Source organism: Jeotgalibacillus sp. JSM ZJ347, from assembly GCF_044383825.1.
Classification (GTDB): Bacteria; Bacillota; Bacilli; order Bacillales; family Jeotgalibacillaceae; genus Jeotgalibacillus.
Window position 1 is genome coordinate 1026748 of the sequence record NZ_JBISEN010000002.1, and the last position, 16691, is coordinate 1043438.

A 16691-nucleotide genomic window follows, 5' to 3' on the forward strand; every position below is an offset into this window, starting at 1 on the left:
CTGCTCTTTTTTCTACATATATAAGGGGTGTCATGATGAAAAGGGAAAAAGTCTGGTTAGGCGCAGCGGGCGTCATTGAAAACAGTAGAGGTGAATGGCTCGTCGTGAAGAAAAAATACGGCGGCTTAAAAGGGAAATGGTCCATACCAGCAGGGTTTGTTGAAGAAGGGGAAACAGCAGATCAGGCAGCAGTAAGAGAAGTAAAGGAAGAAACCGGTATCACAGCAGAAGTCATCAAAGTTGCCGGCTTCAGGAGTGGCGTGCTGAAAGATACGATCAGTGATAATATGATTATTTTTGTGATGAAGGCAGTGGATGAATCAGAAGCGCTGAAGGTTCCGGAAGAGGAGATTGCAGAAGCGGCGTGGATTGAAAAGCATGAACTGAGAGAGCACCCGGACGTATCTTCGATGATCCCTGTGATGATTGAACATGAAGAAACTGCAACACTTGAGATTAATCGCAATTCAGACCCTGGAGATCAGTTTGGGTATACGAAGTATCATTTGTTTTTCTGATGTGCAGGACATTAAAGATTTAAATTAGTATTATGGGTGAATAGTCAAATAATCCAGTCTTAGCGATCCCTTGGAGTGGGGGACGGAGACTCCCGCCCCAGGAAGGGACAGGTGAGACCCCGCAAGCGAAGCTGAGGAGGCTCACCGCCCGGGGGCAGGAAAGCGCAGTCCTCCACGGAAAGGGATCGCGGTTATAAAAGCCAATTGTGAACAAATTGCGAAATTTACCCACAGTTCTAAATTTTCTGATAATTAAAGAAAAAGGAAGAAACAGGCTTATGTATTCGCTTACATGGCTTTTTTTCATCAAATTTGGCGCTTTTCAGTATAAAAGCGTCCGTGCTATAGTACTCTCAATACATCAGAGGAGAGGGTGCTTCATATGAAGAAACAAACAAATTGCAGCTATTGTGCTGGAAAAGGATATTTTCAATTAAGACTAGGTGGATCAGAAACTTGCCCTAATTGTGGAGGGGAAGGTAAAAAATAAATGCTACAGCCGGGTGCAGCAGATGCATTCGGTTTTTTTATGTTGTTAGCAGTAATGAAAAGCTACAACTTCGGGGTGAATGGCTACAAGTATCCGGGTGTATCACTACAACTTCGGCGTGGATTGCAACAAGTACCCAGGCGTATCACTACAACTACAACAGAAATCACAACAAGTTCACATGCCTGCAGCTAAATCAACGATGAAAAACCAAGACTTTGTGTCATCAAATTGAACGTTTAAACAGGAGGATTGCACGAGGTTCCCAAGTAATGTACACTGTTCTAGTGAACATGGAGGTGTATCATTTGGCTTCGTTTGGATTGGCTGAACTTTTAATTTCAATGATGCTGTTTCTGATCCTATTTTTCGGAATCGGCTTTTTATTAAATATGTTATTACGTATGACGTGGATTATGGCAGTGATCTATCCAGTCATTACAATTTTGATTGTTGATGAAGTCAGATTTATCGAGTATTTTCGTGAACCGGGAGAATCATTTTCTGCACTCGGAACCCGATTTGCTTCGCTGGCAGTAGCGGATATCTTAATATTATCAAGCGGTATGGCAGGCGCGATCGTTGCAGGACTTGTAATGATTTGGCTCCGTAAGCAGGGTTACCGAATGTTCTAAAGCTCCCCGGATGACGTGGAGCTTTTTTAATTGTCAGTCAATTCTAATGATTAGGTATTTCGTCATAAATGATTAATCTTTGTTATATAGGGAATATGTAGTTTTGGAAGGAGTAGATTGAATGTCAAAATTAGTAAAAGTATCTGCAGGGTTCATACTTGCAGGGCTTGCTTCATTATTGTTTACGCACGAGAACAGGGCTGCTGCAGAGGGATGGTCAATTGCTCTCCCATCTGAAGGAATGGTACCGGTTGTTGAAGATATGAGAATGTTACATGACAGAGAGCTGTCATTAACATCAAAAACATTGTCCAGTGAAGATACAGCTTATAAGTTAGTTGCTTCTAAAGCAAAAGGAAATAAAGATAAGGCTGTGCCGAGACATGTCGTTGATAATCCTTCAAAGACAGTCACCGCAACTGGCTATACAGCCGGGATTGAGTCAACGGGAAAAGAACCTGGAGATGAACTCTACGGTATCACTTTTTCAGGTGTTGAGGTAAAAAGAGATTTATACTCTACAATTGCCGCTGATCCGAAAGTGTTTCCAATTGGAACTGTGATGTTTATTCCGGGCTACGGTTATGGCGTCGTAGCTGATACGGGCAGTGCAATTAAAGGAAATATCATTGATCTTTATTTTGATACGGTAGATGAAGTGTTTAATGAATGGGGCAAGCAGAAGGTGGAAGTGTACGTGCTGAAAGAAGGCGACGGTACACTGACTGAAGAAGAGTTTGCTGCGTTGAATAATCAATAAGAAAAAGTGTCACGCTCATTCAATGCAGCGTGACACTTTTTTAATGGATATGAAGTTCCTCCGGCAAATGGATCTGGTTATAATGCCGGGGGTGCAAAATCCGACCCAGTTTAATCAAACCTTCAAGTAAACGCGGAGAAGGTCTGCAGTACAGTGCTTCTTCAAGTACGTGAACCTTGCCGTTTTTCATTGCATCCAGTTCGCTCCAGCCCGGTCTTTTATTTAAAATAACAGGGTTTACTTTCCTCGGCTGAACACCGACCCAGGCCATGCAGATCACGTCAGGATTTCTGCTGTGGACATCTGCCCAGTCAGTTTGAATACTCGCAAGCTCTACTGATTCAAATAAATTTACACCGCCTGCGAGACGGCTGATTTCGGTCAGCCAGTTGATCCCGCCGGGTGTAAATACCGGTTTTGGCCACCATTCCCAGTAGAGAGAAGGGGAAATATCAACACCGGAAGCAGCCTCTTTGCATTCATCGATCACGCGCTGAAACGCATTTGCCACTTCTTCGGCACGCTCAGGTATGCCTGCTGCCTGTCCAAGTGTCCTGAGGTCCTGCACAATTTCTTCAAGTGATTGTGGATTGAAGCATATATGGTGGAGGCCTCTTCTATCAAGCTCCTGAATGTTCTTCTCCATACCCGGGACGCTTAATGAAGAAAGAATGAGGTCAGGCTTCAGTGCTTCCACTTTATCAATATCAATCGACAGGTCCGGACCAAGCTGTTCAAGCTCTTTTACGGCTTCCGGCCAGTCTGAAAAATCATCCACACCGACAATTGAATCTGTCAGCCCCAGGTAAGCGACCAGTTCGGTATTACTCGGACATAGTGACACAATTCTCATGACTGTCCCTCCAGTTACAGTGTAATCAGATAATGTACAAGCAGCGTTAGAAAAATGCCTGTCAGGCCGCCGAAAAATACTTCAATCGGTTTGTGACCAAGAAGTGTTTTAAGCTCTTTACGTCGCTCTTCCTGATCTTTTTCCTGCCAGCCTCTTGCCTCAGAAACGAATTTATTAAAATCATGCATTAATTGATTAATGACAGCAGCCTGTTCACCAGCCTGAAAACGTACGCCGGTTGCATCAAACATCGTGATAATGGCAAATACAGTCGCCAGTGCAAACACGGGTGATGCCAGCCCGTTTTCAATGGCAATTCCGGTTGCAAGTGCTGTCACTGCTGCAGAGTGAGAGCTTGGCATACCGCCGGTTGAAGTGACAAGTGACCAGTCCAACTTACGTGATGCCGCAAATTGGATCGGTACTTTTACAACCTGGGCAAATAAAATAGCAAATAATGAAGCCCAGAGAGGAAAATTGCTGAAGAGTTCCATAGACGATTGTCATCCTTTCAAATGGCAGGGGTTTTAAGCAAGTATATCATATTTCAAAAGCGGTTCGGATGTGCGGTAATCGAATTTTCACAACATTTACAGTATAATAATCAATCGGAGGTGTTTGATATGAAATGGACAATACATACAAATGAGAACGTGCTGAAAGAGGAGCACGATTATTTAGCAGCAGGGATCTGGAATCAGCCGGTCGTATCAGGCTTTTCAAAAGAAATTGATGAGCAGATGAACGGTGGTTTAACAGATCTGATCAAAGAGGGGGATATTGAATCCAAGTCAAAGCAGGTGACCGTTTTACCTACACTTGGTGCATTATCCTCAAAAAGAGTCGTTTTCTCAGGGCTTGGTAAAGAAGCTGATCTGACTTTTGAAGATCTCAGAGAAAGCTTTGGTGCACTTGGTAAGATACTGAAAAAGAAAAAGGTATCCTCACTTGCAGTTGCACTTGATTCCTATAAAGGAAATGATTTTGAAGCAACTGATATTGCACAGGCGCTGATTGAAGGCATGACGCTTTCAATGTATGCATTCGAGGGATATAAAAAGAAGTCAAATGTACCGGATGTGACGCTTGAAGAACTGCATATTTACACTGAGCATGACGCGCAGGAGGTAGAAGCAGCACTTGAAGTCGGACTTGCACTTGCAGAGGGTACAAATGAAGCGAGAACGCTTGTCAATATGCCTTCAAACCTTTTAACATCCGTTAAAATGGCTGAATATGCAAAGGAAATGGCTGAGCGCCACGATTTTGAAATCGAAATCCTTGGTAAGGAAGAAATCGAAGAGATGGGCATGGGCGCACTCCTCGCAGTCAACCAGGGATCAGAAATTCCACCTCGCATGATCGTCATGAAGCATCAGGCGACTGACAAGTGGGAAGATGTGCTTGCACTAGTCGGGAAGGGAATCACATTTGACACAGGTGGTTACTCAATCAAACCGAAAGACGGCATTGTAGGCATGAAAGCCGATATGGGCGGTGCAGCAGCTGTTCTCGGTGCAATGGAAATCATCGGCCGTCTGAAGCCGGAGCAAAATGTGATGGCAGTGATTGCAACAACAGATAATATGATCAGCCATACGGCATTTAAACCGGATGATGTCATCACTTCAATGAGCGGTAAGACAATTGAAGTATTAAATACAGATGCAGAAGGACGCCTTGTACTTGCGGATGCTGTTACTTACGCAAAACAGCATGGCGCAAACTATCTGGTAGATGTAGCTACGTTGACAGGCGGCGTGATTGTTGCACTTGGCCTTGATAAGACAGGTGCTTTAACTAATAACGAACCGTTATTTGAAAAGGTTCTTGAAGCTTCAGTTGAAGCTGGAGAATTTATCTGGCAGCTGCCTTATACAGAAGGAGACAGAAAGCGCGTACGCAACAGTCCTGTAGCAGATCTGAATAACTCTCCTGGACGTGACGGCCATGCGCTATTCGCAGGTGCATTTATCGGTGAATTTACAGAAGGCACACCATGGGTTCACCTTGATATCGCAGGAACTGCGACAACAAAGTCTGCTCACCTGTTAGGACCTGCAGGCGGCACAGGTGCGATGGCCAGAACACTTGCCCTGCTGACAGAACAGTTTGTGCTTGAGAGAGCGGCGAAATAGAGTGTTTAGGAATGTCCTTTTGGAGGGCATTCCATTTTTATGAGGTTCAGCCGCCTCAAACAACCCATTGACAACCACTCTTTTACTCTGTTAATGTATGAAAGGTGTTTTAATACGTTACCTGTTTAGCGTAGTAAAGAATTTTCTAAAAAAGGAGCTCATATAAATGAATGCTGTTGTCATTGCGGTTTTAGTGATGCTGGTTTTAAGTTTGATCAGGGTAAATGTTGTGGCGGCATTAATTATCGGTGCTGCAGTCGGCGGGCTGACAGGCGGTCTGTCGGTTGAAGAAACTGTCAGTGTATTTTCTGACGGTGTAGGAGGCGGCGCGAATATTGCGCTCAGTTATGCATTGTTAGGCGGATTTGCAGTGGCGATTTCATACACCGGGCTGCCGAAGCTCATGGTTGATAAAATTGTTGCTGCTGTCAGCAGAGAAGGGGAGCCGAGAACGAAAGCACTTCCGAAAGTGTTGATTATTCTTGCGATCCTGTCGATTTCAATCATGTCGCAAAATGTGGTACCTGTGCACATTGCGTTTATCCCGCTTTTAATTCCACCTTTATTACTGGTGATGAATGAGCTTGGGATTGACAGAAGACTGATTGCGACGGTTATTACGTTTGGATTAACTGCGCCTTATATTTTACTTCCGTACGGATTTGGTCAGATATTTCACGATACGATCGCAACGAATATGGAATTAAGCGGACTTGCAATTGACTTGGATGTCATTCCAACAGCGATGCTGATTCCAACTGGCGGTATGATTCTTGGACTGCTGGTTGCGATTTTTATCAGTTATCGCAAACCAAGAGAATATCAGAACAGAAAAGTGTCTCTTCAGGATGGAGATGCCAAAACAATTACAACGAAGGATCTGATTGTAACAATTGTGGCTATTGTTGCTGCACTTGTGATTCAGTCAGTATTCCAGTCAATGGTCTTTAGTGCGGTGATAGGTCTTGCAGTGTTATTTGTCAGTGGCACAGTGAAGCTACGTGATCAGGATCAGTTGATGACAGATGGTATGAAGATGATGGCATTCATCGGATTTGTGATGATTTCTGCAAATGGATTTGCAGCTGTAATGACAGAAACAGGGGCTGTTGAGAGTCTTGTGAATGGAGCAGCTGGCCTGGTTGGCGATAATCAGGCAGTCGGTGCCCTGCTGATGCTGATTGTCGGACTCGTTGTGACAATGGGAATCGGCTCATCATTTGCAACAATCCCAATCATTGCAGTGCTGTTTGTTCCTCTGTCACTTGAGCTTGGATTCAGTCCGCTTGCGACAGTCGCGCTGATCGGTACTGCAGGTGCGCTTGGAGACGCCGGTTCTCCAGCCTCAGACAGTACGCTTGGACCGACTGCCGGACTTAATGCAGATGGTCAGCACAATCATATCTGGGATACATGTGTGCCGACATTTCTGCACTACAATATTCCGCTGATCTTATTTGGATGGATTGCAGCGCTTGTATTATAAAATAATCTGAGGACTCTGACTTAGTGGTCAGGGTCTTTTGTAAATGGGTTATCGTATGGGCTCTAAGTCACTAAGTGGCGAAGGTTCGTCTCTGAACGTCGAACAGTTGAAGGTAAGTGTTGAACATACAGCGTTGAGTGCCGAACACATCAGTTCTTACGCCGAACATCCACCCGCAGACGTCGAACCTGAAACCACTACATCTTCAATTTATCAAAACCAGCTACTTGCCAACCCACCTCTACTAGTAGATGATATAAAAAAGGGGGATGAAAGATGGATTGGAATAGAGAGACACTCATGGATTCACTTGGCATTAATATGATCAGCGTGGAAAAGGGGAAAGCAGTTGCCAAAATGCCGGTAGATGGACGTACACATCAGCCGTTTGGCTATCTGCACGGGGGCGCGTCAGTTGCACTCGCTGAAACGGTTGCGAGCGTTGGATCTGCTGCTATGGTTGATTTGAACGAATACAGCTGCTTTGGTCTTGAGATTAACGCGAATCATATAAAGGCAAAAAAAGAAGGCACGGTAACGGGAATCGCAGAGATTATACATAAAGGAAAAACAACAATGGTGTGGGAGATCAAAATTGTGGATGAGGAAGAGGAGCTGCTTTGTATTTCACGCTGCACGGTGGCAGTTGTGCCAAAACGCAAATAGGGTTTAATTTCCTTCTCGCGTGGAAAAGAATGAACAATGAGGAGGAGATTGTAAATGCCCTGGAGTAAAAACGATTACCCTGATTCATGGAATAACCTTGATCCGGATGTCAGAAATAAAGCAATTGAAATTGGTAATGCGCTTTTAAGAGAACAGAATTATGATGAAAGCAGAGTCATTGCGATTGCGACTGATAAAGCAAAGCAGTCGGTTCAAAAAGACGATCAGGACACATACCAGCTGAAAAAACATGATGACGGCTGGCAGCTTGTTAAAAAGGGCTCTGACAAAGCAATTTACGTAGAAGAAACAAAAGGTGAACTTGAGGAAAAAGCAAAATCCTATGTAACGGATCACGGTGGTCAGCTTGAAGTTTATCAGGAAGATGGAACATTTGATCAGACCTTATATGAATCAAAAAACTCATCCGGGCATTAATCCCTGGATGAGTTTTTCTTTTTCTCAAACTGCTCTTTTTTAGAAAGGTCGTCCTGAACAGTTTCAGGAGCAAGCTTCACGCCTGAATTATATGCAGCACGAGCGATTAAGTGTCCACCTACCGGAGCGGTGATCAGTACGAAAAAGATACCGAGCACAATCCGGGAATTGAACATCCCTTCTTCTGTTAAAAAGAAGAGGAGCGCACCGATTAAGACACTCATTACGCCGAGTGTTGCACTTTTAGAAGCAGCGTGCGTTCTGGTGTAGAGGTCGGGTAAACGGATCAGCCCGATCGCAGTAACGACACCAAAGAACGCACCGATTAAGATAAATGCGGCTACGAAATACTCACTTATGTCGATCACGGTCTACAATCGCTCCTTTCTCGATATATTTTGAGAAGGCAACTGTACCGATGAAGGCCAGAATTCCAAGCAGCAGGATAACCTCGAGAAATACGCTTGTGCGCAGCAGAATTGAAAACAGTGCAGTGACTGCGATCAGACTGATGCCTAGCGAATCAAGCGCAATTACGCGGTCTGCAACTGAAGGGCCTTTAATTGCACGGAATACAATGCCGATCATGGCAATTGCAAATGCGACGAGAGCAACATATACACTGATATTCAGCATTATCGGCTCACCTCCATAATTGCTTTTTCAAAGCCTTCACGTATGGATGACACGTTTCCTTTAACATCTGAAGCGTTCAATGCGTGAATATAGAGGATACTGTTATCATCACTCACATCTACTACAAGTGTCCCAGGTGTAAGTGTGATCAACAGGGACAGCAATGTTACTTCCCAGCCATGCTCAAGCTTTGTATCGTATTTAAAGATACCCGGCTTAAGGTCCATGTTCGGTCTTAACACAATCACAAGTACTTCAATATTCGCTTTAATCAATTCATAGGTAAACAGAAGCGTTAACCGGATAATTGCCCAGACTCTGAATAAATAGAGTCTGGTCTGAAAGAAGCGTCTCATTGCAAAAATGACCAGGAGACCAAGCAGGTAACCGATGATAAAGCTTGAAAGACTGAATGACCCGGTTAAAAACATCCACAGGAACGCTAAAAAGAAATTTAATAAAATTTGAAATGGCATATCACATTACTCCTTTAACACTGCTTCAATATAGATTGCAGGATCGATGAGTGGTTCTACCGCCATTTGAATAAATGGATACACTGCTTCAGAACCAACGCCATAAGCAATGGCAATCAGCACTAATCCTGCAGCCGGTACCCAGAGGCGATTTGCAAGGTGAGCTTTTGCTCCGTGATACTCTTTTGGCGTTCCCCAGAAGCCATTCATAAAGATCTTCATTGCTGAATACAGCACGAGTAAGCTTGAAAGCAGAATGATTAATGGGCCGACCATATCACCTGTCTCAAATCCGCCTTGAACAATCAGCAGCTTTCCGACAAACCCGCTGAGCGGCGGGATACCGGCAAGCGCGAATGCCGCAATCAGATACGTCCAGCCAATACGCGGGTAATCCCTGATCATACCGCCCATCTTATCCAGGTGGCTTGCACCTGCAATGGCCATCATGACACCAACGAGCAGGAATAACGCTGCTTTAATCACCATGTCATGAAGAAGATAGAAAACAGCTCCTTCAAGTGCTGCAGGTGTCATTGCTGAAACGCCGTATAGAATAACGCCGACTGCAATGACGATATTATAAATAATGATTGTTTTTACATCTCTGTACGCAATCGCTCCAATTGCACCAACTACGATACTGAGCAGCGCAAGAACGCCAAGGATCTGATGTGTAAAGCCCTGATCATGGTAGAAGAACAATGTGTATGTTCTTAGGATCGAGTAGACCCCGACCTTTGTCAGTAATGCACCAAACAGTGCAAGGATCGGAATCGGCGGTGCGCTGTAAGAACCCGGTAACCAGAAATACAGTGGAAAGATTGCACCTTTTAATCCAAATACAATCAGGAAAAAGATCGCAATGACTGTAATGATTCCGGGACTGCCCAGCTCATCAATGCGCTGGGATACATCCGCCATATTCAGTGTACCAACAACTGAATACAGATAAGCAACTGCTGTAACAAATAGTGCTGACGAAATCACATTAATCAGCAGGTACTTAATGGATTCACGGAGCTGGCCGCTTTTACCGCCTAATACAATGAGCAGGTATGAAGCAATCAGGAATACTTCAAAGAATACAAACAGGTTAAAGATATCGCCTGTTGTGAAAGCGCCGTTGATTCCTGTTAAAAGGAACATGACGCCGATATAGAAAAAGAATCGTTCATAAGATTCATCCATATAGATCATCGCGTACCAGACAACAAAGAATGTCAGAATACTTGATGTCAGGACGAGCAGGACTGAAAGCATGTCTGATACCAGCGGAATTCCGTAAGGAGCTGGCCAGCTTCCAAGATTAACTGTCTGAATCCCATTTGCTTTTACTTCTGCTGCAAGCACAATGGCTGCAATGATTGTCCCGGTGATTCCAATCATTGAAATCACCCGCTGAGCTTTAATACGCTTCGGGAAGAACATTAATAGTACAGCAGATAAAAGCGGAATGAGAATTGGTAATAACGGTAAATTAATCATTTGAGTCATTCCCTTTCATTTCTTCCATATTATCTGTCCCAAGCTCCTGGTAAGCACGGTAAGCGAGTACCAGGAAAAATGCCGTAACCCCGAAGCTGATTACGATCGCAGTTAAAACAAGTGCCTGTGGAAGGGGGTCAGTATATGATGTGACACCATCCATCAGCACAGGTGCATCACCGGTTTTCAGTCCGCTCATCGTCAGAAGCAGCAGATGTGCTCCGTGACTGAGTAACGCAGTGCCAATAATCACGCGTAATAAACTTTTCGACAGAATCAGATACACGGCTGACATAAATAATATACCAACAACAATCGACATTAGAATCTCCATTATTCACTCTCCCCAATCGTTTGAATAATGGTCATTGTTATACCGATTACAACCAGATACACACCAATATCAAACAGTACAGCAGTGTGTAGTGATGTTTTACCTAATAAAGGTAGATCAAAGTAGTCGTAAGCATGTGTGAGAAACGGCTCATTAAATAACAATGCACCAGCCCCTGTTAATACGGCGATTAAAAGTCCCGCGGCTGTCATGAGACGATAGTCAAAAGGCAGGATCGTATTCAGGGTTTTGATATCATAGGCAAGTAACAGCAGCACTAAAGCTGCAGCGGTCATTAATCCGCCAATAAATCCTCCGCCGGGAGTATAGTGGCCTGCAAAGAATAAGTCGATGGAGAATAAAATGATAATAAATGAAATGACCGTCGTAACCGTCTGGAGAATCAAATCATTTGGTTGTTTCTTCATCTTTTTTGCCTCCTAACTCCACGGAAGTTCACCATTGCATAAATACCAAGTGCAGCAATGCCCAGTACACAAATCTCAAATAATGTATCAAAGCCACGGAAGTCAACAAGAATAACGTTTACCATGTTACCGCCTGCTGCAAGTTCATATACATTATCTATGTGATACTGTGAAATCGATTCAAATGCCTGATTCTTACTGAATGAAGCAATCCCAATCAATGTTACTGTTACACCAACCAGAATTGAAATAACAGCATTGCCAAGCTTGAATTTCATCCGTTCTTCTTTTCTGCTGATCTCAGGCAGGTGATAGAAGCACAGCAGGAATAATGCAACAGATACTGTCTCAATTACCAACTGTGTCAGTGCCAGGTCCGGCGCTCTGAAGAATACAAAAAACAGGGCTACTGAATAGCCGACTACACCAAGCAACACAATCGATGTCAGCCTTGATTTTGCAAAAAGAATCGTGATTGCACCCGCAACAAGTACAAGCGCAAGCGCAACTTCATAGATTCTGATTTCCGCAAGATTTGAGGTATCAACTGCGAATGCATCGCGGATACCAAGCGTAGAAAGCAGAATTGCTACAAAGAATGCAAAAATGTAGATCAGATACGATCTCATATAACCCGTAATAACAAACTCATTCAGCTTAAAGCTTCCTGATTCACTTCTGTCGAGACTGCGATCATAGACACCGTTAATCGTAAATCTTTCAGGAATACGGTTGTAAATACCCTGCCATTTAGCAAGCGTGGCATACATCAGCGTACCCGTCAGAATAATACCAAGTGTCATAAACAGCTCAGGTGTAAACCCATGCCAGAAATAAATGTTTACATATACTTCCTGACCTGCATCTGTCAGGCTCGGCAGGATCGATTCAACTGCCGGCTTGATCATACTTTTAGACAGCAGGTTCGGGAAGAATCCGAAAATAATTACCAGCGTCACAAGTACAAGAGGAGAGATTAACATCCCGATTGGTGCTTCATGCGGTTTTTTCGGAAGCTTATCAAACTGAGGCTTCCCAAGGAATGTTTTAAATACAAGCATAATACTGTAAATGAATGTGAATACACTTGCAATCCATGCAAGAACAGGGAATAAAATGCCCCATGTATTCAGGTTAAACAGATCGAGTTCAAAGACAGAAATCATACCCGTCAGGAACATTTCTTTACTCAGGAAACCGTTAAACGGCGGCAGACCTGCCATTGAGAATGAACCGATAATGGCAATTGTAAATGTAATCGGCATCAGGTTCACAAGACCGCCAAGTTTTCTGATATCACGTGTCCCGGTTTCATGGTCCACGATCCCAGCCATCATGAACAGCGCGCCTTTAAAGGTTGCATGATTAATCAGATGAAAGACGGCGGCAATCGTTGCTGTCATATACATATTTTCATCCAGTGTATCGAAATGTAGTGCAGCTGCACCAAGTCCGAGTAATGACATGATCAGACCGAGCTGACTGATTGTTGAAAAGGCGAGTATTCCCTTCAGGTCAGTCTGTTTTACTGCATTAAAGGATCCCCAGAATAGCGTGAAGATACCAAAGCCTGCAACCAGCCATAACCAGACACCTGATTCAGCAAAAACAGGACTCATGCGGGCAACCAGATAGATCCCCGCTTTTACCATTGTTGCTGAGTGAAGGTAAGCAGATACAGGTGTCGGAGCTTCCATTGCATCCGGTAGCCAGACGTGGAAAGGAAATTGTGCAGATTTCGTAAATGCACCAAGTAAGATCAGAATCATGGCAAACAGGAATAATGGCTCTGCCATCAGATCTCCTGACATTCCAATCAGTTCGCGAATGCTGAAAGTACTACCCATCATGTAGAGAAGTACAATACCCCCAAGCATGGATAAACCGCCAAATACGGTAATCAGCATTGATTTTTGAGCGCCATATCGTGAACGCTCTTTGTCATACCAATACCCGATTAGAAGAAATGATGAAATCGAAGTAAACTCCCAGAACATATACAAAACGATCATATTGTCTGAAAGTACGACCCCAAGCATGGCACCCATAAACATTAATAAGTATACATAAAAGTTGTGAAGTGCTTCTTTCTCTTTTGCCAGGTAATAGATCGAATAAAGTACAACAAGTGATCCGATACCAGTGATCAGAAGGGCAAATAACAGCCCGAGTCCATCGACGTAGGCAGTAAAGTTAATGCCCAGTGACGGAATCCATTCGAATGTTTGTGAAACTGTTTGTCCGCTGCTTGTTACCGGCATGTACTGGATAAAGTAAATAAACAGTGCCAGCGGAACGAGCAAGACGAACCATCCCGTATGAATTGAACGGAATCCCTTAAACAAAAAAGGGACAAATACCGCCGCAATAAATGGCAGTAAGATGGCTAAGTGAAGCAGCGACAATGAAGATCCCTCCTTAAAAATTCTCTGTCACACATTTAAATAAGGACTCTCGCCTTACACGGAAGTCCTTAGAGATGTGATCTTTTTATTTCGTATAAGAGTAAGTATAACGTAAAAGAGGTGCCTATGCATAATGGAATCACTTGTACAATAGGCTTTGTCCTGTGCTTATATATAGGAAGAAAACGATTTTCTGACATAAAATTTTTACATCTTCGTGTCGAAAAATGACGTCAAATGCTAGAATCTTTTGGAATTTCCTTTTAAAAATAGTCAGAAAAGATTATCATGTGAATAGATGAATTGCCAGGAGAGTCATAGATGAAAAATACTTATTTAACAGGATACCTTCCTTTATTTTCAATATTAATGTTCAGCTTATCATTTTCAGTATACGGCGTTGGAGTGCTGACTGAATTATTCAAAGGGATCGGCATCTATGCGGGAATGAGAGAGTTTTTATCAGACATTGAATTAAAGATCTTTATTTTAATTGTACTGATGATTATTTTCTTTATGATATTTGCTGCATTGAAGCTGATTGCTGAGACGATTAATGAAGTTTCGTTGCTTTTCTTTTCAAGAGATAAAGAGGGAGAAGCATTAACCCGTGTGAGATCCGGGTCACTGATTTATTTTTTCGGTTCGCTTGTCACGATCGTCAGCCTGTCTTCAGTGCGGGGGCTGTTAATTATTTTTGTGCTGACATCGTTTATTTATTTCGTTTATTTTGTGATGAAGGTGAGCACAACACTTTCAGCCGGAGGAACGGTTGGGGTGATTTTGTTTGAGCTGACGGTATGGTCCGCGCTGATATCTGCTGTGTTGTATGTCGTAATCAGGTTATATAACGGCCTGCTAGCAAGTCTGCCAATTTTGGAACAGCTGCCTTCTTAATTATAAGATTATTTTAAAGTGGGCTGTTGATTGTAACTCCAGAGGGGGGACGCTTTCCGCACGAACGGACCGTTTTGTGGTCCCATCTGACCTTAACAAAGCTAAACATAAAAAGGACAATGGTGTTTTTTCATGCACCATTGTCCTTTTTGATGTCATTAAACCGTTACCTCATCATGTCCTTCCAGATCATATGCGCAGGACGGTCTGTTTCGATGCTTCTCATATTTTCCGGCAGATCATGGCCGACCCAAACGCCGCCTGTGTACTGGTCGGTTAAGCCGACTGTCCAGTAATCAGCCCATTCATTTGTTGTACCTGTTTTGATCCCGATATAAGGTTTGTTCAGGTACGCCGGATTGCCCGTACCTGAGACGGCTGCAGTGTTAAGCAGTTCACGCATTTTTGACGTGGTCTGTGCGGACCAGACAGGAATTTGTGTATCCTCCCATTCATACAAAACATTGCCCTGCTTGTCAGTGACCTTCCGGATTGCGTGGGCAGGTTTGTAGCTGCCATCTATAAAACTCGTATATGCATCAGTCAGCTCGATAGGGGACATCCCGTAAGTGAAACCGCCTGAAGCAGCTGCAAGCGTCTCGTCGCCCGGCTGGACATAGGCAAAATCAAATGCATGTAAATAGTCAAATGACAGTGCGATTCCTGTTTCATTCATCAGTCTTGCTGCCGGTGTATTAAGGGAAAGTAAGAATGCCCTCGATATCGAAACATCACCGTATTCAAGACCGCCATAATTTTCCGGGCAGTAATCCTGAATACAAAGGCTGTCACCATTGACTGTTTGGCTTAAAAATGGCTGGAAGGTTTCAATATAAGGTGCATATACAAGCAAAGGTTTAATCGCAGATCCCGGCTGACGAACTGCCTGATACGCACGATTGAAATTATATTTCTGATAATTTTTCCCGCCTGCAATGCTTACAATTTCCCGTGAACGATTATCTATCAGTACAGCAGCACCTTCCACACCTTCATATGGCAGGTTTTGCTTCACTGCAGTTACCGTTTTCTGCTGCAATGACGGATCGAGTGCAGTGTGTATGATGATACCTGAACCAAGTACTTCATTCGTCCGCTGATCAAGTTCCTGGAAAATCTGTTCCTTAACAGAAGGTTTCTCAGCTCTGTTCAGTCTGTCTTTGTAACCTTCTTCTGCAGCAATTAATTGCTTCAGTTCATACTCCGCATAAACAGCATAGTCAGGATAAAGGTCTGTATTTTTATATTGGCGTATGTTGATCGTTTCTGCTTTCAATTGATCTGCTTCAGCACTGTCGAGCATTTCTTCAAGTACCAGAATATCGAGCAGTCTTTCCTGACGTTCCTTCGCCTGATCGAAATTGTTAATCGGATCATACTTGGAAGGGTTGTTAGGAATTGCTGCAAGAAAAGCCATTTCAGCTTTGGACAGTTCATTCAGATCCTTATCGAAATAATACATCGAAGCGCCTTTAATCCCGTAAACACCGTTACTGTAATAAATAATATTCAGATAAGCTGATAGAATTTCATCCTTTGACAGCTTCTTCTCAAGCTCACTTGCATAAAAGAGTTCAGTCATTTTACGGTTGTAAGTTTTATCCTGTGTTAAATACAGATTTCTGGCAAGCTGCTGTGTAATCGTACTGCCACCCTGCTGGATATGAGTAAAGACCAGGTTTTTGACAACAGCACGTATAATCGCACCGGCATCAAAACCGATATGATCATAAAAATTCTGATCTTCAGAATATACTGTGACATCTTTTAAAAATTGCGGAATTTCTTCATCTGTTGCATACAGCCTCACACCTGAGCTCCCCTGTGCAAAGCGGTTTCCGTCTTTATCAAGTAAAAAGCTTGTCTCATCAGTATGAATATGATCAACATCCACTTTTTCTGTCACTGCTTTCTGAAAAGCAGCCTGTGTTTTCATTTCTTTGTCCATTTCCACCCAGAGAAAAATACACAGCGGGATCAGCAGCAGTACACCTGTAAAACCCAGTGTCATTCGCATACAGTCATTCTCCATTTCTATTAATC

Annotated in this window: 19 protein-coding genes; 9 read left to right on the top strand and 10 right to left on the bottom strand. The window is 43.3% G+C overall.

From position 1 onward, the window contains the following. Positions 1-32 precede the first annotated feature (32 nt). From ACH6CZ_RS10625 to ACH6CZ_RS10640, 4 genes are all read left to right on the top strand, one after another. On the top strand, positions 33-518 hold the full coding sequence (locus ACH6CZ_RS10625; RefSeq protein ID WP_374097399.1) for an NUDIX domain-containing protein: 486 nt from the start codon (positions 33-35) through the stop codon (positions 516-518). Between the two features lie 382 nt (positions 519-900). Next, complete coding sequence (locus tag ACH6CZ_RS10630) at positions 901-1008, top strand: YuiA family protein (RefSeq protein WP_162182134.1); 108 nt, start codon at positions 901-903, stop codon at positions 1006-1008. Positions 1009-1352: 344 nt separating this feature from the next. Beyond that, entirely contained in the window at positions 1353-1643 is a 291-nt protein-coding gene (locus ACH6CZ_RS10635) for a YuiB family protein (RefSeq protein WP_374097462.1), read from the top strand. A 121-nt stretch (positions 1644-1764) separates the two neighbouring features. Then, positions 1765-2403: a 3D domain-containing protein gene (locus ACH6CZ_RS10640; protein WP_374097400.1), complete on the top strand. Its 639-nt coding sequence runs from the start codon at positions 1765-1767 to the stop codon at positions 2401-2403. Between the two features lie 40 nt (positions 2404-2443). Here ACH6CZ_RS10640 and ACH6CZ_RS10645 read toward each other — a convergent pair whose 3' ends face one another. Next, on the bottom strand, positions 2444-3256 hold the full coding sequence (locus ACH6CZ_RS10645) for a cobalamin-binding protein (RefSeq protein WP_374097401.1): 813 nt from the start codon (positions 3254-3256) through the stop codon (positions 2444-2446). 14 nt (positions 3257-3270) lie between these two features. Beyond that, positions 3271-3750 (bottom strand): divergent PAP2 family protein, encoded by a 480-nt coding sequence (locus tag ACH6CZ_RS10650; RefSeq protein ID WP_374097402.1) that lies wholly within the window; start codon positions 3748-3750, stop codon positions 3271-3273. Between the two features lie 129 nt (positions 3751-3879). Between ACH6CZ_RS10650 and ACH6CZ_RS10655 the strand changes: the two genes are divergently transcribed. The 4 genes from ACH6CZ_RS10655 (at position 3880) to ACH6CZ_RS10670 (ending at position 7984) form a co-directional block, all read left to right on the top strand. Next, on the top strand, positions 3880-5394 hold the full coding sequence (locus ACH6CZ_RS10655; RefSeq protein WP_374097403.1) for a leucyl aminopeptidase: 1515 nt from the start codon (positions 3880-3882) through the stop codon (positions 5392-5394). Positions 5395-5560: 166 nt separating this feature from the next. Beyond that, positions 5561-6880, top strand: a complete 1320-nt coding sequence (locus ACH6CZ_RS10660; protein ID WP_374097404.1) for a Na+/H+ antiporter family protein — start codon at positions 5561-5563, stop codon at positions 6878-6880. Between the two features lie 276 nt (positions 6881-7156). Beyond that, complete coding sequence (locus ACH6CZ_RS10665; RefSeq protein ID WP_374097405.1) at positions 7157-7546, top strand: hotdog fold thioesterase; 390 nt, start codon at positions 7157-7159, stop codon at positions 7544-7546. A gap of 54 nt (positions 7547-7600) precedes the next feature. Continuing rightward, on the top strand, positions 7601-7984 hold the full coding sequence (locus ACH6CZ_RS10670; RefSeq protein ID WP_374097406.1) for a DUF2188 domain-containing protein: 384 nt from the start codon (positions 7601-7603) through the stop codon (positions 7982-7984). Here the strand turns inward: ACH6CZ_RS10670 and mnhG are convergent. The 7 genes from mnhG to ACH6CZ_RS10705 are packed head-to-tail and all read right to left on the bottom strand — an operon-like array spanning position 7981 to position 13751. Then, positions 7981-8352, bottom strand: a complete 372-nt coding sequence (gene mnhG, locus ACH6CZ_RS10675) for a monovalent cation/H(+) antiporter subunit G (RefSeq protein WP_374097407.1) — start codon at positions 8350-8352, stop codon at positions 7981-7983. The two genes, ACH6CZ_RS10670 and mnhG, sit on opposite strands and share 4 nt — an antisense overlap. Continuing rightward, positions 8336-8620 carry a Na(+)/H(+) antiporter subunit F1 gene (locus ACH6CZ_RS10680; RefSeq protein ID WP_374097408.1) on the bottom strand — a complete coding sequence of 95 codons (285 nt, stop codon included), beginning with the start codon at positions 8618-8620 and terminating at the stop codon, positions 8336-8338. Before ACH6CZ_RS10680 ends, mnhG begins: the two co-directional genes overlap by 17 nt. After that, a complete protein-coding gene (locus ACH6CZ_RS10685) occupies positions 8620-9096 on the bottom strand; it encodes a Na+/H+ antiporter subunit E (RefSeq protein ID WP_374097409.1) in 477 nt (158 codons plus the stop codon). Before ACH6CZ_RS10685 ends, ACH6CZ_RS10680 begins: the two co-directional genes overlap by 1 nt. 6 nt (positions 9097-9102) lie before the next feature. Next, entirely contained in the window at positions 9103-10584 is a 1482-nt protein-coding gene (locus ACH6CZ_RS10690) for a Na+/H+ antiporter subunit D (RefSeq protein ID WP_374097410.1), read from the bottom strand. After that, positions 10577-10918: a Na(+)/H(+) antiporter subunit C gene (locus tag ACH6CZ_RS10695; protein ID WP_374097411.1), complete on the bottom strand. Its 342-nt coding sequence runs from the start codon at positions 10916-10918 to the stop codon at positions 10577-10579. The genes ACH6CZ_RS10690 and ACH6CZ_RS10695 overlap by 8 nt, the downstream gene beginning before the upstream one ends. Next, entirely contained in the window at positions 10918-11346 is a 429-nt protein-coding gene (locus tag ACH6CZ_RS10700; protein ID WP_374097412.1) for a Na(+)/H(+) antiporter subunit B, read from the bottom strand. The genes ACH6CZ_RS10695 and ACH6CZ_RS10700 overlap by 1 nt, the downstream gene beginning before the upstream one ends. After that, entirely contained in the window at positions 11343-13751 is a 2409-nt protein-coding gene (locus ACH6CZ_RS10705) for a Na+/H+ antiporter subunit A (protein WP_374097413.1), read from the bottom strand. The genes ACH6CZ_RS10700 and ACH6CZ_RS10705 overlap by 4 nt, the downstream gene beginning before the upstream one ends. A gap of 321 nt (positions 13752-14072) precedes the next feature. Between ACH6CZ_RS10705 and ACH6CZ_RS10710 the strand changes: the two genes are divergently transcribed. Beyond that, complete coding sequence (locus tag ACH6CZ_RS10710) at positions 14073-14648, top strand: DUF5366 family protein (RefSeq protein ID WP_374097414.1); 576 nt, start codon at positions 14073-14075, stop codon at positions 14646-14648. 166 nt (positions 14649-14814) lie between these two features. Here the strand turns inward: ACH6CZ_RS10710 and ACH6CZ_RS10715 are convergent, their stop codons facing one another. Further along, positions 14815-16665 (bottom strand): transglycosylase domain-containing protein, encoded by a 1851-nt coding sequence (locus ACH6CZ_RS10715; RefSeq protein ID WP_374097415.1) that lies wholly within the window; start codon positions 16663-16665, stop codon positions 14815-14817. Positions 16666-16691 lie beyond the last annotated feature (26 nt).

Coding starts and splice junctions, on each gene's coding strand:
- ACH6CZ_RS10645 (WP_374097401.1), bottom strand. CDS start 3,256: ATGAGAATTGTGTCACTATGTCCGAGTAATACCGAACTGGTCGCTTAC.
- ACH6CZ_RS10690 (WP_374097410.1), bottom strand. CDS start 10,584: ATGATTAATTTACCGTTATTACCAATTCTCATTCCGCTTTTATCTGCT.
- ACH6CZ_RS10665 (WP_374097405.1), top strand. CDS start 7,157: ATGGATTGGAATAGAGAGACACTCATGGATTCACTTGGCATTAATATG.
- ACH6CZ_RS10630 (WP_162182134.1), top strand. CDS start 901: ATGAAGAAACAAACAAATTGCAGCTATTGTGCTGGAAAAGGATATTTT.
- ACH6CZ_RS10710 (WP_374097414.1), top strand. CDS start 14,073: ATGAAAAATACTTATTTAACAGGATACCTTCCTTTATTTTCAATATTA.
- ACH6CZ_RS10655 (WP_374097403.1), top strand. CDS start 3,880: ATGAAATGGACAATACATACAAATGAGAACGTGCTGAAAGAGGAGCAC.
- ACH6CZ_RS10715 (WP_374097415.1), bottom strand. CDS start 16,665: ATGCGAATGACACTGGGTTTTACAGGTGTACTGCTGCTGATCCCGCTG.
- ACH6CZ_RS10640 (WP_374097400.1), top strand. CDS start 1,765: ATGTCAAAATTAGTAAAAGTATCTGCAGGGTTCATACTTGCAGGGCTT.
- ACH6CZ_RS10700 (WP_374097412.1), bottom strand. CDS start 11,346: ATGAAGAAACAACCAAATGATTTGATTCTCCAGACGGTTACGACGGTC.
- ACH6CZ_RS10650 (WP_374097402.1), bottom strand. CDS start 3,750: ATGGAACTCTTCAGCAATTTTCCTCTCTGGGCTTCATTATTTGCTATT.
- ACH6CZ_RS10635 (WP_374097462.1), top strand. CDS start 1,353: ATGATGCTGTTTCTGATCCTATTTTTCGGAATCGGCTTTTTATTAAAT.
- ACH6CZ_RS10660 (WP_374097404.1), top strand. CDS start 5,561: ATGAATGCTGTTGTCATTGCGGTTTTAGTGATGCTGGTTTTAAGTTTG.
- ACH6CZ_RS10695 (WP_374097411.1), bottom strand. CDS start 10,918: ATGGAGATTCTAATGTCGATTGTTGTTGGTATATTATTTATGTCAGCC.
- ACH6CZ_RS10625 (WP_374097399.1), top strand. CDS start 33: ATGATGAAAAGGGAAAAAGTCTGGTTAGGCGCAGCGGGCGTCATTGAA.
- ACH6CZ_RS10685 (WP_374097409.1), bottom strand. CDS start 9,096: ATGCCATTTCAAATTTTATTAAATTTCTTTTTAGCGTTCCTGTGGATG.
- ACH6CZ_RS10680 (WP_374097408.1), bottom strand. CDS start 8,620: ATGCTGAATATCAGTGTATATGTTGCTCTCGTCGCATTTGCAATTGCC.
- ACH6CZ_RS10670 (WP_374097406.1), top strand. CDS start 7,601: ATGCCCTGGAGTAAAAACGATTACCCTGATTCATGGAATAACCTTGAT.